The sequence below is a fragment of the Stenotrophomonas sp. 115C5 genome (assembly GCF_056861055.1).
In genome coordinates, this window is record NZ_JBSPUQ010000016.1 from 100,422 (window position 1) to 114,854 (window position 14,433).

The following is a 14,433-nucleotide window of genomic DNA, read 5'->3' on the forward strand; positions in this document are numbered from 1 at the left end:
GCCCACGCTCGGCTGGCGGATCATTCCATCCACGCATGGCGTGGATCTACTGCAATTGCAGCCGAGCGTGGGCTCGGCTCTACAGAATCGAATCCACGCATGGCGTGGATCTACAAGGCGTCACGCCACTGCCAACCCCCGGTGCTCACCTGCAGCACCTGTGTCGGTTGCAATGCCTGCAGCAGGTGCCGGTCGTGGCTGACCATCACCAGCGCGCCCGGCCACGCCGCAAGCAGTTCCTCCAACGCCTGCAACGCGCTCAGATCCAGCGCATTACCGGGTTCGTCCAGCAGCAACAGTTGAGGCGCGGGATCGGCATACAGCACGCTGGCCAGCGCACCCTTTACCCGCTCGCCATCGCTGAGGCTGTGGGCGGCCCGCTGGATGCGCTGTGCATCCAGTCCGAGCAGGGCCAGCCGCGTGCGCAGCTCACCGGGGTCCGCGCGCGGATTGGCGGCCTGCACGGTGTCGAGGATGCTGCGCGCGCCGGACAGCCCCAGCAGCTGCTGGTCGAGCAGGGCCAGTGGTGCATGCCGTTGCACGGTGCCACTGCATGCAGGCAGCTGGTCGGCCAGCACACGCAGCAGGGTCGATTTTCCAGCACCATTGTCACCGACCAAGGCGATGCGCTGCCCTCGGCGGATCTCCAGCTGCAAGGGGGCGGCGCAGCCGTGCGGCAGCACCAGCGACTCTGCTTGCAGCAGGCGTGAACTGCCGCGCTCGCCCGCACCGGCAAACAGCGCCAGTTCCGGAGCCGCGTGAACCGCTGATGCTGCTGCGCGCAGCTGGTCGGCACTGGCCTGCAGGCGCTCGGCCTGCACCTGCTGCGCGCGGCCATGACTGGCCTCGGCACGCTGCTTCTGCCTGCCGAGCAGGATCGGGGCCTGGTTGACCTGCTTCGCATCACGGTTGCCACGTGCCTGGCGCTGCTGCTGGCGTTCGTGCTGTTCGCGCGCGCTGCGTTGCTGCTGCCGATGCTGCGCACGTGCATGGTCAAGCTGGGCGGCGGCGGCTTCACGTTCGGCGGCGCGCGCGTCGGCGTAGTGCTGCCACGGCCCGCCATAGCGGTGCAGTCCGCGCGCGTCCAGTTCGACGATCTGGTGCATGTGCCCAAGCAGCTCGCGATCATGGCTGATCGCCAGCAGGCCGCCACGCCATTGCTGCAGCTGTTCGTACAGCTGTTGGCGATGGCGTGCATCGAGGTGGTTGCTGGGTTCGTCCAGGATCAGCCAGTCGGCACCGCTGGCCCAGGCACCGGACAGCGCCACCTGCATCGCCTGGCCACCGCTGAGGCGCGCGGCCGGCTGGGCGGGATCGAGGTCGTCGGGAAGCTGCAGCGCCCGCCATTGCTGCTGCAGGCGTTCGCGCAGATCCCAGCGGTCGCCGACGCGGGCGAAGTCGGCCTCGTCCACGCTGCCGGCTTCGATGCGTTGCAGTGCGGCCAGTTCCGCGCCGACACCGGCCAGCTCACCGACCGTGCCGACGGGTGGATAGCCGGGCGTCGGCAACAGGAACACGCGGCCACTGCCGCGAACCTGGCCGTTGTCGGGCAGCAGCCGGCCGGCCAGCAGGCGTGCGAGCACGCTCTTGCCGGCGCCATTGGCACCGACCAAGCCGGTGGCGACCGGTTCGAATGAAAACGTCAGATCGGAAAACAGCGGGCGGCCGTCGGCCAATCGATACGACACGCGATCGAGCGTGAGGGAATGCGGGGTCATGCGACCTCCATGGATGCCGGGTTCTCCCCTGCGCGCAGGGGCGGGAAGAGTCAGGCCGTCTAGTGGGAAGACGGCGGCATCAATGGCGCATTGGTCGCGAGCCTCTTGGAGGAATGAGCGGCCAGTATAGCGGCAGTGGCTGAATGGTCAGGTGTGCGGCCGCCGGGCATGGCCCGGCGCTACCGATGGTCGGGCGGTTCTGTAGAGCCGAGCCGATGCTCGGCTTCCTTTCGCCGCGAGACGCATCCACGCATGACGTGGATCTACGGCACGGTACCCAGGCGGGCGCCGACGAAGTCGATGAACACCCGCAGCTTCGGCAGTACGTGTCGGCCCGACGGCCACAGCAGATGGAAGGTGCCGCAGGAATGCACGTGTTCGTCCAGCACCGTGACCAGGCGGCCGTCGGCCAGGGCATCGCGCACCGAGTGCGCCGGCACGAAGGCCAGGCCGATATCGCGCAATGCGAGCGCTACCCGCGCTTCGATGGTGTTGGCCACCATGTGTACCGGCAGTTCCTGCGGCGTTTCATCGTCGGACCAGTGGATAGGCCACAGTTCCAGCTTGCCGGTGCTGGGGAAGCGGTAGTGCAGCAGCGTGTGCTGCATCAGGTCGGCCGGCGTGCGGGGCGTGCCGCGGCGCTGCAGGTACGCCGGCGAGGCAACGACACGCCGCGGGAATACCCCCAGCCGGCGTGCGTTCATCCGCGAGTCGCTGGGTTCGCCGACGCGCAGCACGGCATCGAAACCTTCCTCGATGACATCAACCAGGCGGTCACTGAAGTCCAGGTCCAGGCGGATATCCGGATACGCCGCCATGAATTCGGCCATCAACGGCAGGGTCAGGTCGCCGACCAGGGGCAGGCTGATGCGCAGGGTGCCACGGGGCGAGGCGTGCGGTTGTGCCAGCTCGGTGCGCGCGGCATCGCGCTCGTCGAGGATGCGCCGGCAGCGTGCCAGGAACAGCTGGCCCTCGGCGGTGAGGGTGATGCTGCGCGTGCTGCGGTGGAACAGGCGCACGCCCAATGCCTGTTCCAGCCGCGAAACGCATTTGCCGGCGGCCGAGGCCGAGATGCCCTGCAGGCGCCCGGTCTCGACGAAGCTGCGGGTATCGGCCGCGTGCACGAAGGTCTGCAGGTTGGCGAGGTTGTCCAGGACTGACATGGGCGTGCAGGCAATGAAAGCGGCAGGGTAGATTGGCGCGGCCGTAGCGGGCGGCTCCGCCATCGCAACACTGTGGTGCGGGGTGGCGTGGGGACCGTTGCGGCCTTGCAGTTCCGGCCATCATGCCGATTGCGGACTGCACGGTCCATGATGCCCGGAGCGGCAACCGGCTTTTTGCGCTGCGCCGTGCTGCCTAACGTGGCGGGCCTCTCCCCACGGATTCCCGCGATGAATGCCGCTCCTTCCCTTGAACCCGCGCCGACGCTGCCTTCGGTGCAGCGGCTGCTGCAGCAGGTGCACCCGCAGCGCCTGGTCGGTGCGGTGGTGCTGGTGCGCGAGCACGGTGTGCTGCGCCACGCCAGCGCGACCGGGCTGGCCGATCGCGAGTCGGCCATGCCGATGCAACGCGATCAGCTGTTCCGGCTGGCCTCGGTGAGCAAGCCGCTGTTGACCACGGTGATCCTGCGCTTGGTGGCCGAGGGCGTGCTCGACCTGGATGCACCGGTGCAGCGCTGGCTGCCGGACTTCCGCCCGGCGCTGGCCGATGGCAGCACGCCGCCCATCAGCCTGCGCCAGCTGCTCAGCCACAGCAGTGGGCTGGGCTACCGCTTCCTCGAAGCCGATGCGAAGGGTCCCTACGCACGCGCTGGCGTCAGCGATGGCATGGACGCGAACCCGCTGACGCTGACCGAGAACGTGCGCCGCATCGGGCAAGCGCCACTGCTGTTCGCGCCGGGCAGCCAGTGGCTGTACTCGCTGGGCGTGGACGTTGCCGGTGCCGTGGCTGAAAAAGCGACCGGTGAATCCCTGCAGGCACTGTTCGAGCGCTTGCTGGCCGCACCCCTGGGCCTGCGTGACACCGCCTTCGCTGCGCGCAACGCGGCACGGCTGGCCACGCCCTATGTGAGCGACACACCGCAGCCGCACCGCCTGCGCGAAGGCGAGGTGGTTGCTCCGTTCGAGGGTACCGTCGGTATCGAGTACAGCCTCGCGCGCGCCACCGATGCCAGCCGTTTCCCTTCGGCCGGGGCAGGCCTGGTCGGTAGCGCCGATGAAGTGATGGCGGTGCTGGAGGCCTTGCGTGATGTGCAGCGTTCAGGCCTGTTGCCGCCCGCACTGGCAGCGGAGATGGCCAGCCCGCAGGTGGGCGAACAGGGGCCGCCGGAACCGGCCGGCTGGGGTTTTGGCCTTGGCTTTGCGGTGCTGCGCGATGCGCCCGCCAGCGGTACGCCGCAGAGCGCAGGCACATGGCGTTGGGGCGGCGCCTACGGGCACAGCTGGTTTGTCGATCCTGCGCGCGGGCTGAGCGTGGTGGCGCTGACCAACACCCTGTACGAAGGCATGGACGGTGCCTTCGTCGATGAGCTGCGCGATGCGGTCTATGCCGATCTGGAGACCGCGCGATGAGCGGCCATGCCATCGATGCGGCCAGCCCGGCCGGTGAAGCCACACGCCTGCCGTGGGCGGGACTGCTGGCGCTGGCCGGCGGCGGCTTCATTACTCTACTGACCGAAACCCTGCCTGCCGGCGTACTGCGGCCGATGGGCGAAAGCCTCGGTGTGAGCGACGCGGCGGTTGGCCAGCTGGTCAGCGTGTACGCACTGGGCTCGGTGATGGCCGCACTGCCGATGACCGCACTGACCCAGCGCCTGCCGCGACGTCCCTTGCTGCTCGCCGCGATTGCCGGCTTCGTGGTGGTCAATACGCTGACTGCACTGAGCAGCAGTTACCCGCTGATCCTGGCCGCGCGCTTCCTGGCGGGCGTGAGCGGCGGGCTGCTGTGGTCGCTGGTGGCCGGCTACGCCGCGCGCATGGTGGTGCCCTCGCTGCAGGGCCGGGCGATTGCGGTGGCGATGGTCGGATCGCCGCTGGCACTGTCGCTGGGCGTACCGGCGGGCACGTTGCTGGGCCAGCAGAGCGGCTGGCGCTGGGCATTCGCGCTGATGAGCGTGCTGGCAGTCGTGCTGCTGGCCTACGCGCGCTGGGCATTGCCCGCGTTGCCGGCGGCGGCGGCCGGTCAGCGTACGTCGTTGGCTACGGTGTGGCGCATGCCGGGCGTGCGCAGTGCGTTGGCGGTGATGGTGCTGTACGTGCTGGCGCACAACGTGCTCTACACCTACATCGAACCGCTGGCGGTGGAGGCCGGTGCCGGCCCGTGGCTGGACCGCCTGCTGCTGGCCTTCGGCCTGGCCGCCATCGCCGGCATTGGCATTGCCGGCTGGGGTGTGGACCGTCATCTGCGCACGCTGGTGTGGGCCGCGGTGATCGGTTTCATCGTGCCGGTGCTGACCCTGCTGTTGTGGCCGGGCCTCGCGACGCCGCTGCTGCTGGCGACGATCCTGTGGGGCGTGGCCTTCGGCGCGGTGCCGACCCTGTTCCAGACCGCATTGGCACGGCGTGCCGGTGCCGCCGCGGATCTGGCGCAGTCGATGCTGGTGACCGGTTGGAACCTGGCCATCGCCGCCGGAGGTGTTGCAGGGGGTGTGCTGCTGCAGGCGGGCGGCCCGAACCAGTTGGGATGGCTGCCGTTGCTGCTGCTGGCGGTGAGCGTGGCGTGGTTGCTGGCACGGCCGAAGGCCTGGGCGTAGGCGCAGGTCAAACGTTACGGAGGTGCCGGCCAGCGGCCGGCACTACCGTGGTCCACGCCATCCACGCATGGCGTGGATCCACCGAGCGCAGCGACCCGCGTTTGCTTTTGCTTTTGCCTTCTTCCGTTGATTCCGTGGCGGGACGCCGCCGGAACCTGTCAGAGGCCGGGGCGGTCGGGTTCGCGGGGGTGTCCGCGGCATGGATGCCGCGGCCAAGCCCCCATGGACGGGTTTACGGCGTCCCCCGCGAACCCGACCGTCCCGGCCACCCCGGGGATAGCAGTACGCGACCCACCACGAGGGGCTCTGCCGTTCGCCGTCCTACTCCACTCCCTCACGCTCGATCGGCACGCTGCGCGGATTCTGCATGTGCTCCCGCGCCGCGCCATAGCGCTGCTGCCGCTTGTGATGGAACACCACGAACTCATCCCGTGGCAGCGGCCGCGAGAACAGCCAGCCCTGCGCGAACTCGACCTTGCGGGTATGCAGATACGCCAGCTGTGCCTCGGTTTCAACGCCCTCGGCCACCACCCACAGGCCCAGCTCCTTGGCCATGTCGATGATGTGCGGCGTCACCGGGCTGGTTGCACTCTCGGTGCCGATCGCATCGATGAACGACTTGTCGATCTTCAGCGCGTCCAGCGGCAGCTGTTCCAGGTACTGCAGGCTGGAGAAGCCGACGCCGAAATCGTCAATGGCCACGCTGTGCCCGGCCCGACGTGCCTGTGCCAGCATCGTGCGGGCGCGGTCCAGGTCGAGGAAGCCGCGCTCGGTGGCCTCCATCCAGATCTGCTGCGGCAGGATGCCGCTGCCGGCCATGTGCTTGGAGATCATCTTCAGCGCGCGGCCGCTGCTGATGTCTTCGGCGGCCAGGTTGATCGCGATGTGCGCGCTGCGGTCGGCCACCAGCAGCTCGCGCATGTCGCGCACCACGTTCTCGATCACCAGATCGGTGACCGCGCCGATCATGCCGGCCTCTTCGGCCAGCGGAATGAACAGGTCCGGCCGCACCTGGGTGCCATCCGGGCGCTGCCAGCGCACCAGCGCTTCGGCGCCGACGCAGATGCCGGTATCCAGTTCGATGATGGGCTGGTAGTGCAGGTACAGCTCGCGGCGGCGGATCGCCGTGGCCAGCTCGCCGCGCAGCGACAGGCGGCGACGCGACAGCCAGATCACCAGGCCGGCACCGACAGCGGCCAGCAGAACGCCGATCGGCACGAACAGCCACGCCTGCTGGCGGAAGGTCGCGGCGAGCGCGGTACGCGGTGTGGTCGCGATCGCCAGCCACTCTTCGTTGCGGGCGGTGGCGTACAGGGTGTTGTGGTCCAGGCCTTCACCCGGCGCGCGCAGCAGGGTCTCAAGCAATGCCGGATCCATGCCGTCCTGCCTGGCCAGGAGGCGGCCGTCCGGGCTGGCCAGGGCAAGGCGCACGTTCGGGTCGGCGATGACATCGACGAAGCGGCGCGGATCGACCAGCACGTCGTAGTTGCCATACAGGATCGACAGGACCTGGCGCCGTCCGCTTGCCTCGGGGCGCACATCCACGGCGATGCCGGCGCCATCACTGGTGACGTGGTCGGACTTGGGCTGGTTGACGTCGGACAGGAACGGCCCCCACGACGTACAGCGTAGCTTGCCACCCTCGAAGTAGCCCATCTGGTCGACCGACGGCGAGGTCATCACCAGCGTCTGCATGCGCCGGATATGGTCGGGCCCGCAGGCGTTGTGGGCGCCGACCTCGGCCGACTGCAGTGCCGCCAGTGCTTCCTGGTAGGACTGGTCGGCGCGGCGCAGGGCACGGCCGGCAATGTCGCGCAGGCGTTGCTGCTCGACGCTGACCGCACGGTCCCAGGTGGCATAGGCCATCACCGCGATCGGCACGGCCGCGGCCAGCAGCGCCAGTGCGGTGCCACCAATGATGACGCGCAGCCGGCTCATGGCCGGGGCTCCAGCGGGGCGGGCAGGGCAGGGCGCATGGTCGGGCCGATCCTTGGGCAGGTGCGGCTATCTGAGCATGGCGCCGGGCCGGGCGGAATGGGATGAATCCGGTATTTGGTCACATTGTGATGAAAGCGGCCAAGTTTGACGGGATTGGCTCATCCGGCGCTGGCGCTCCTGCCTGAGGAGGACTACCGTCGAACGCTTCGCCCGCCCTTTTGCCCGCGCCCATGACCGAGCCCGCAACGCCCCCCGAGCACCTGCGCCGCAGCCTGTCCAACCGCCACCTCCAGTTGATCGCCATTGGCGGTGCCATCGGCACCGGCCTGTTCATGGGGTCGGGCAAGACCATCAGCCTGGCCGGCCCGTCCATCGTCTTCGTCTACCTGATCATCGGCGCGATGCTGTTCTTCGTGATGCGCGCGATGGGCGAACTGTTGCTGTCCAACCTGCAGTACAAATCCTTCATCGATTTTTCCACCGATCTGCTCGGCCCCTGGGCCGGCTTCTTCTGTGGATGGACCTACTGGTTCTGCTGGATCGTCACCGCCATCGCCGATGTGATCGCGATCGCTGCCTACGCACAATTCTGGTTCCCCGGGCTTGAAGCCTGGAAACCGGCGCTGGCCTGCGTGATGCTGCTGCTGTCGTTGAACCTGGTGACGGTGAAGCTGTTCGGCGAGATGGAGTTCTGGTTCGCGCTGATCAAGATCGTGGCGATCTGCGCGCTGATCATCACCGGTGCCGGATTGGTGGCATGGGGCTTCACCTCGCCCAGTGGCCATACCGCGGCGCTGTCGAACCTGTGGAATGACGGCGGCATGTTCCCGATGGGCCTGGTCGGCTTCTTCGCCGGCTTCCAGATTGCAGTGTTCGCTTTCGTCGGCATCGAGCTGGTCGGCACCACCGCCGCCGAAACCGCCGACCCCGAGCGCAACCTGCCCAAGGCGATCAATTCGATTCCGGTGCGCATCATCATCTTCTACGTACTGGCGCTGATCGCGATCATGGCCGTCACCCCGTGGCGCCAGGTGGTGCCGGACAAGAGCCCGTTCGTGCAGCTGTTCGTGCTGGCCGGTATTCCGGCCGCGGCCAGCCTGATCAACTTCGTGGTGCTGACCTCTGCCACGTCCTCGGCCAACAGCGGCATCTTCTCCACCAGCCGCATGCTGTACGGCCTGGCCGAAGAGGGCCACGCCCCGCGCGGGTTGTCGAAACTGTCACGCGCCGCCGTGCCGGCCCGTGGCCTGCTGTTCTCGTGCCTGTGCCTGCTCGGTGGCACGCTGCTGATCTACCTGATTCCGAACCTGGTGACCGCCTTCACCCTGGTGACGACGCTGGCGACGGTGCTGTTCATCTTCGTCTGGTCGCTGATCCTGGTGGCCTACATGGCCTATCGCCGTCGCTACCCGGAGCGCCACGCTGCCTCGATCTTCAAGATGCCCGGCGGCGTTGCCATGTGCTGGGCCTGCCTGGTGTTCTTCGCTGCCGTGCTGGTGCTGCTGAGCCTGCAGGCCGACACCCGCCAGGCATTGATCGCCAGCCCGGTGTGGTTCGTGCTGCTTGGCGTGGGGTATTGGGTGCGCCGCAGGACCGCGAAGTGATCCAGGTGTTCCGTCACATCGATTGATCCATCGTCTCCAGGCAGCTTCATCCACGCATGGCGTGGATCTACTGTCAGCCGCAGGAAACTGTCGAGGGCCACACCTACCCGACCAGCCCTCAACAGCCCAGCGCTGCTCTGGGTATTGACGTTGCCTCTGCAGGTGCAGGGCGCAGCCCTGCCGGCCCCCATTCACCCAACATTAGCGGGCGCGGCCGGATGATCCGGCCGCCATGTCCCGTCGCCCTCTCCTGCTCGCGCTGTTGCTGCTGCCCAGCCTGTGGCCCGGGCTGGCTGCCGCGCGCACCGTCTACCGTTGCGTGCAGGGCAACACCGTCAGCCTGGCCACCGCGCCGGAACCCGGTTCACGCTGCACCCCGAAGGAAATCGACGACAACGCCATCCAGACCCCGAACCTGTGGGGCAACATGGGCGTGTTCAGTGGCGTGCTGTACGAGCGCGAGCAGGATGGCGCGCTGGTCTACTCCACCCGCAACCTGCCCGGCTCGCGGGTGTTCCTGAAGTTCACCATGGCCACGCCGCCGGGTGAGCCGGCCCACGAAGGCCTGGGCAAGGTCGGCAGGCCGCAGCTGGCGCAGCACGCCAAACAGTTCAAGGCCGCAGCCAAGGCCACGGGCGTCGATGACGCGTGGCTGCGCGCGATTGCCCATGCCGAAAGCAACTTCGATGCGCTGGCGGTGTCCAGCAAGGGCGCACAGGGCGTGATGCAGCTGATGCCGGACACCGCGCAGGAGTACGGCGTGAATGATCCGTTCTCGCCCCAGCAGTCGATCGATGGTGGCGCCCGCTACATGCGCGCGCTGCTGCGTCGCTACAACGGTGATCGGCCGCTGGCGGCGGCTGCGTACAACGCCGGCATCGGCGCGGTCACCCGCTACAAGGGCGTGCCGCCCTATGCCGAAACCCTGGCCTACGTGGACAAGGTGATGGCCCTGTACGCACGCTACCGCGAGGCGATGGGCATCCGTACCGAGGTGCCGGCGCGCTAGGCCAGTGGCGCTGTACGCGCGGTGTAGAGCCGAGCCCATGCTCGGCTGCGCCAATTGCAGCCGAGCATGGGCTCGGCTCTACACAAAAGCTCCTCAGCGCGAGGTGGAGGTGCTGACCAGTTCGTAGCGTTCGATGCGGCCCAGGCGGGCAACCTCGGCCTGCACGTCGGCGCGTTGCTTCAGCGCACGCCAGGCCGCATCGATCTTCACGTCACCGGGCAGCGACGGATAGGTGCGCATGTCCTGCAGGGAGGCCAGTGTCTCGCCGCGCTCGACGGGTGAGCGCAGCTGTTCGATCAGCACGGCAGCGGCGCCGTCGAGATTGCCCTCGTCCAGCAGCATCTCGCGCTGGAACAGGCGCGCGTCATCGCCCTGGGCCAGGATCGCTGCACGCGCGGCCTGTTCGGCCTTGGCATCGCCACGTTCACGGGCGGCAACGAACTGCAGCAGTGCCTGGGCCGCCTTGCCGTATCCGGCCAGGCCCGGCATGTCATTCACCGCGGTGGCGGCATCCTGCATGCGGCCCAGCGAACTGAACACGAAGCCGACGTTGAACTGGTGCTCGGCACCATCCGGGCCCAGTGCGCCGATGCGTGCGGCCAGTTTGGCTGCCGCCAGCGCATCATCGGTACGGCCCAGCCGGCGCAGCGCCGTAAGCCGGCTGTTGAGCAGCCACGCCACCCATTCGGCTTCCGCCGCCGAGGGCGACTCGCCCTCGGCCGCCGCACTGGCCATGCCATCGGTCAGTGCCAGCACTTCCTCGTTGCGGTCCAGCATCAGCAGCGTGCTGCTGAACTCGGCCATGCGTGCATCCAGCGCCCGGTCGAGCAGGCCGGAAACCCGCAGTTCGTCGAGGTGCTTCTGTGCAGCCTGCACCGGATCGAAGCGGGCATCGGCGCGGTCGACATAGCGGTCAAACCGTTTGTCACTGCGCAGGCGGATGATTTCGGCGGGACCGGTGATGCGCGCCAGCGTGGTGGGAATATCGTCGCCACGGCCGTTGTCGGCCTGCAGCGTGGCCAGTGCCAGCCACATTCCGGTGGGTTCCAGGCCGCCGCTCTTCCAGCCGTTGTCGAACAGCGCCTGCAGCAGTTCCATGCGCTGCTGCGGCTGGTCCCGCAGGCGGAACTGCAGGTAGTTGATCGCGTGGCGGTCCACCGGCAACGGCGCGTCGGCATGCTTCAGTGCCTGCACCAGGTGCTTCGTGGCGGGCGCTGGTTGGTTCTCGGACAGTTCCACCGAGACCAGGGTCAGCAGGATCTGCGCATCGTCCGGCAGTGCTTCCTGAGCGCGCTGCAGGTAGCGGCGGGCCTGGTCGGGCTTCTTCTGCACCATCGCGGTCCAGCCGGCCACCTGCGCGGCGCGGCCGCGATGTTCGGCATCGAAGTCATCCAGCATCGGATCTTCCATCAGCCGTTCCATCGCGATCAGCGCGCCCAGCGTGTTGCCACTGCGCGACTGCTGGATGGCCTCATCCCATCGCGTGGCATAGGCCTGATGCATTGCATCGGCGGCGACGGACGGCTTCTGTGGCACCACCGTGATCGAAGCGGTGGCGGATGAACTGGCCAATGCGGCAATCAGCAGGGCGGCGAGGGGGACGATGCGGGGCATGGAGGATCTCCATCCGTGGGAACCGCATTGAACCCGCTGCAGCCAGCGAGAACAAGCGCGATGGATGGAACTCTGGCGTTTGGCCGTACGATTGGCCATGGCGGATCGTGCGTTCAGCGTCTATTGTCGGTGCCTCTTCAGGCAGCAGGCAGGCAGCGCAGCACGATGGCACGGTGGCAATGGATGGCGGCAGGCGTAGCGTTGGCGACGGTAGTGGCATTGGCTGCGACCTGGTGGGAGACACCGCTGCATACGCTGGCTGAACCGGTGGGTCCGGTTCCCACGCCGCTGGCGTGGACCGCGCAGATCGAACCGCTGGCCGGCGATGGCCACCCGGGTAACCGCGACGGCGCCGCCGCGCAGGCACGTTTCGCCGATCCGTACGCGTTGCTGCGCAGTGCCGATGGCAGCGTCTATTTCACCGATGCCGGCGACAACAACCGGATCCGTCGCCGCCTTCCCGATGGCCGTGTTGAAACGGTGGCCGGGCAGGGCGAGGGGCGCGTCGATGGCCCGGCACTGCAGGCCAGTTTCAATACGCCCTCGGGCATTGCCGCCGACGCGCAGGGCAACCTGTATGTGGCCGACACCGGCAACCATGCGATCCGCCGGATCGGCACCGATGGGCAGGTGACCACGCTGGCGGGTGGTGAACAGGGCCACGTTGATGGACCAGCCGCGCAGGCGCGCTTCGATGCACCGATGGGCATCGCAGTGGACGCGCAGGGCCAGGTCTACGTGGCCGATACCTACAACGACCGCATCCGGGTGATCGGTACTGATGGCAACGTGCGCACCCTTGCCGGCGGTGAGCGCCCGGGAATGGCCGATGGCGTGGGCGCTGCGGCGCGCTTCGATACGCCGGTGGCACTGGCCTTCGATGCGCAGGGCGCGCTGCTGGTGGCCGATCTGTTCAACAACGCGGTACGCCGCATAGGCGCTGATGGCACGGTCAGCACCGTGGTCGCCGCCGGTGGCGTGATCAATGGGCCGCTGTCGCTGGCCACCACCCACGATGGCGTGCTGTACGTGGGCGACATGGATGGCCGCATCGTGCAGGTGACGCCGCAGGGCCACCAGATCGCGCTGGTCGGCAATGGTCGCCTGCCGCGCCTGGCCCGCCCCAGTGGCCTGGCGATGGATGCCGATGGCAGCGTGCTGGTGGCCGACGCCGCCAGCTACCGTCTGCATCGCCTGCGCCCACTGCCGGTAGGCGACCTGCCCGCGCCGGCACTGGTCGGCCCGGCCGCCGATGCCGCCTTGCCCGATACCGGCGGGCGCTGGCCGTTGGCGCCGCAGGATGGCTGGCACGAAGTGGTCGGCACACTGGGTGAAGTGCGCGGCAACTTCAAGGGCGAGAGTCGCCATCACCTGCACGGTGGATTCGACGTGCGCGGTGATGTGGGCCAGACCGTGCTGGCGATCGCCGATGGCAAGATCAGCAGCCCGATGGCGGCCTGGAGCCTGGGCGAGCAGGCCGAAGGCCTGGCGGTGGACCGCCTCAAGTACATCCACATGCGGGTGGGCCGCACCCCGCGCAATGAACCGTTCGATGCGCGCTGGCAGGCGCTGTACGACGAGCAGGGCAGGCTGGAGCGGATGCGCGTGCGTCGTGGCATGCGCATCCACGTTGGTGACCGCCTGGGCAGCATCAACAACCAGGCGCACGTGCACCTGGCCGTCGGCACCGGTGGTTTCGAGACCAACGCCGTGGCACTGGGCTTCCACAACTACGCCGACCACTTCCCACCGCGCATCACCGATGTGGCGCTGCTGGACGACACCGACCAGCCAATGGCCGCAGGCAGCGATGGCGTGGTGATGGTGGCGCGCCAGGGACGCGGTGTGCAGATCGTGGTGGAGGCCTGGGACCAGGTCGACAACAACCTGCCGCGACGCCGCCTGGGCATGTACCAGGTGGGCTACCAGATCCTCGATGCGGGCGGCCAGCCGCTGCAGGGCTACGAGCAGCCACGCTGGAACATCGTGTTCAACCGCATGCCGCCGCAGCGGGAGGCCGTGCGCGTGGCCTACGCGCCGGACAGCGGCATCACCGTGCATGGCAGCGCGGTGACCCGTTTCCGCTATCTGGCGACCAACACCGTGCGCGATGGCCTGATGGAAACCGGCCGCTGGCAGCCGGCGGCGCTGCCGCCGGGCGAGTACGTCGTGCGTGCCAGCGTGCGCGACTACAGTGGCAACGAAGGCATCGGCCCGCGCGAGATCAGGGTACGGCTGCTGCCATAGCGGCAGCCGGGGCGCCGCAGCGTTCACGCTCGGCGTCCATGTCTTCCAGCGGCCGCACTTCGATGCTGCCGAAGCGTGCCCAAGGGAAGTCGCGGGCGATGCGCATGGCTTCGTCGCGGTCGCGGGCGACGATCAGGTTGAAGCCGGCCAGCAGTTCACGGGTTTCGGCGAACGGGCCATCCAGTACGCGGCTGTGGCCATCACGCACGCGCAGGGTCTGCGCGGTGTCGACCGGCTGCAGCTTCTGCGCGGCCAGCAGCGTGCCTTCGGCCTGCAGCTGGTCGGCGTGGGCGAGGCAGTCGCGCATCAGCGCGTTGAATTCTTCGATGGGCAGGGCCTGCAGCAGGGCAGGCTCGATGTAGATCAGAAGCAGGTACTGCTGCATGGCGTGGTCCTGGCGGGGGCGGGGGTCCATGATCGCGCAGGATTGCGCGTGGGCATGTTGCAGCGCGGGAGGCGCGCCTTCGGCGAGGGTCGGCGAACGGCGGAGCCCCTCCGTGGTGGGTTGGGTTGGTCGCTGAAAGCTGGCTTCCTGCGGGTGGGCCGGGCGGG

General features: G+C 68.3%; 10 protein-coding genes. 5 read left to right on the top strand and 5 right to left on the bottom strand.

Annotation, left to right across the window (positions count from 1 at the left end; all coding sequences use genetic code 11):
- Positions 1-110 precede the first annotated feature (110 nt).
- Both AC13FN_RS17050 and AC13FN_RS17055 read right to left on the bottom strand, forming a co-directional pair.
- A complete protein-coding gene (locus tag AC13FN_RS17050; protein WP_482985062.1) occupies positions 111-1,718 on the bottom strand; it encodes an ATP-binding cassette domain-containing protein in 1,608 nt (535 codons plus the stop codon).
- 263 nt (positions 1,719-1,981) lie between these two features.
- A complete protein-coding gene (locus AC13FN_RS17055; protein ID WP_482985063.1) occupies positions 1,982-2,881 on the bottom strand; it encodes a LysR family transcriptional regulator in 900 nt (299 codons plus the stop codon).
- A 228-nt stretch (positions 2,882-3,109) separates the two neighbouring features.
- Here AC13FN_RS17055 and AC13FN_RS17060 point away from each other — a divergent pair, with 228 nt between their 5' ends.
- Both AC13FN_RS17060 and AC13FN_RS17065 read left to right on the top strand, forming a co-directional pair.
- Positions 3,110-4,288: a serine hydrolase domain-containing protein gene (locus AC13FN_RS17060; protein WP_482985064.1), complete on the top strand. Its 1,179-nt coding sequence runs from the start codon at positions 3,110-3,112 to the stop codon at positions 4,286-4,288.
- A complete protein-coding gene (locus AC13FN_RS17065) occupies positions 4,285-5,469 on the top strand; it encodes an MFS transporter (RefSeq protein WP_482985065.1) in 1,185 nt (394 codons plus the stop codon). The genes AC13FN_RS17060 and AC13FN_RS17065 overlap by 4 nt, the downstream gene beginning before the upstream one ends.
- Before the next feature lie 321 nt (positions 5,470-5,790).
- Here AC13FN_RS17065 and AC13FN_RS17070 read toward each other — a convergent pair whose 3' ends face one another.
- On the bottom strand, positions 5,791-7,407 hold the full coding sequence (locus tag AC13FN_RS17070; RefSeq protein ID WP_010484153.1) for an EAL domain-containing protein: 1,617 nt from the start codon (positions 7,405-7,407) through the stop codon (positions 5,791-5,793).
- A 230-nt stretch (positions 7,408-7,637) separates the two neighbouring features.
- On the opposite strand from AC13FN_RS17070, the gene cycA reads away from it, so the two are divergent.
- Both cycA and AC13FN_RS17080 read left to right on the top strand, forming a co-directional pair.
- Positions 7,638-9,011, top strand: coding sequence for a D-serine/D-alanine/glycine transporter (gene cycA / locus AC13FN_RS17075; RefSeq protein ID WP_049436983.1), 1,374 nt, complete (start codon positions 7,638-7,640; stop codon positions 9,009-9,011).
- Between the two features lie 232 nt (positions 9,012-9,243).
- Entirely contained in the window at positions 9,244-10,020 is a 777-nt protein-coding gene (locus AC13FN_RS17080; RefSeq protein ID WP_482985066.1) for a lytic transglycosylase domain-containing protein, read from the top strand.
- 93 nt (positions 10,021-10,113) lie between these two features.
- Here the strand turns inward: AC13FN_RS17080 and AC13FN_RS17085 are convergent, their stop codons facing one another.
- Positions 10,114-11,634: a tetratricopeptide repeat protein gene (locus AC13FN_RS17085; RefSeq protein WP_482985067.1), complete on the bottom strand. Its 1,521-nt coding sequence runs from the start codon at positions 11,632-11,634 to the stop codon at positions 10,114-10,116.
- Between the two features lie 165 nt (positions 11,635-11,799).
- Here AC13FN_RS17085 and AC13FN_RS17090 point away from each other — a divergent pair, with 165 nt between their 5' ends.
- A complete protein-coding gene (locus AC13FN_RS17090; RefSeq protein ID WP_482985068.1) occupies positions 11,800-13,881 on the top strand; it encodes an NHL repeat-containing protein in 2,082 nt (693 codons plus the stop codon).
- Here AC13FN_RS17090 and AC13FN_RS17095 read toward each other — a convergent pair.
- Complete coding sequence (locus tag AC13FN_RS17095) at positions 13,859-14,266, bottom strand: YciI family protein (protein WP_049436979.1); 408 nt, start codon at positions 14,264-14,266, stop codon at positions 13,859-13,861. The genes AC13FN_RS17090 and AC13FN_RS17095 overlap by 23 nt on opposite strands.
- Positions 14,267-14,433 lie beyond the last annotated feature (167 nt).

Coding starts and splice junctions, on each gene's coding strand:
- AC13FN_RS17050 (WP_482985062.1), bottom strand. CDS start 1,718: ATGACCCCGCATTCCCTCACGCTCGATCGCGTGTCGTATCGATTGGCC.
- AC13FN_RS17070 (WP_010484153.1), bottom strand. CDS start 7,407: ATGAGCCGGCTGCGCGTCATCATTGGTGGCACCGCACTGGCGCTGCTG.
- AC13FN_RS17090 (WP_482985068.1), top strand. CDS start 11,800: ATGGCACGGTGGCAATGGATGGCGGCAGGCGTAGCGTTGGCGACGGTA.
- AC13FN_RS17080 (WP_482985066.1), top strand. CDS start 9,244: ATGTCCCGTCGCCCTCTCCTGCTCGCGCTGTTGCTGCTGCCCAGCCTG.
- AC13FN_RS17085 (WP_482985067.1), bottom strand. CDS start 11,634: ATGCCCCGCATCGTCCCCCTCGCCGCCCTGCTGATTGCCGCATTGGCC.
- AC13FN_RS17095 (WP_049436979.1), bottom strand. CDS start 14,266: ATGCAGCAGTACCTGCTTCTGATCTACATCGAGCCTGCCCTGCTGCAG.
- AC13FN_RS17055 (WP_482985063.1), bottom strand. CDS start 2,881: ATGTCAGTCCTGGACAACCTCGCCAACCTGCAGACCTTCGTGCACGCG.
- AC13FN_RS17065 (WP_482985065.1), top strand. CDS start 4,285: ATGAGCGGCCATGCCATCGATGCGGCCAGCCCGGCCGGTGAAGCCACA.
- AC13FN_RS17060 (WP_482985064.1), top strand. CDS start 3,110: ATGAATGCCGCTCCTTCCCTTGAACCCGCGCCGACGCTGCCTTCGGTG.
- cycA (WP_049436983.1), top strand. CDS start 7,638: ATGACCGAGCCCGCAACGCCCCCCGAGCACCTGCGCCGCAGCCTGTCC.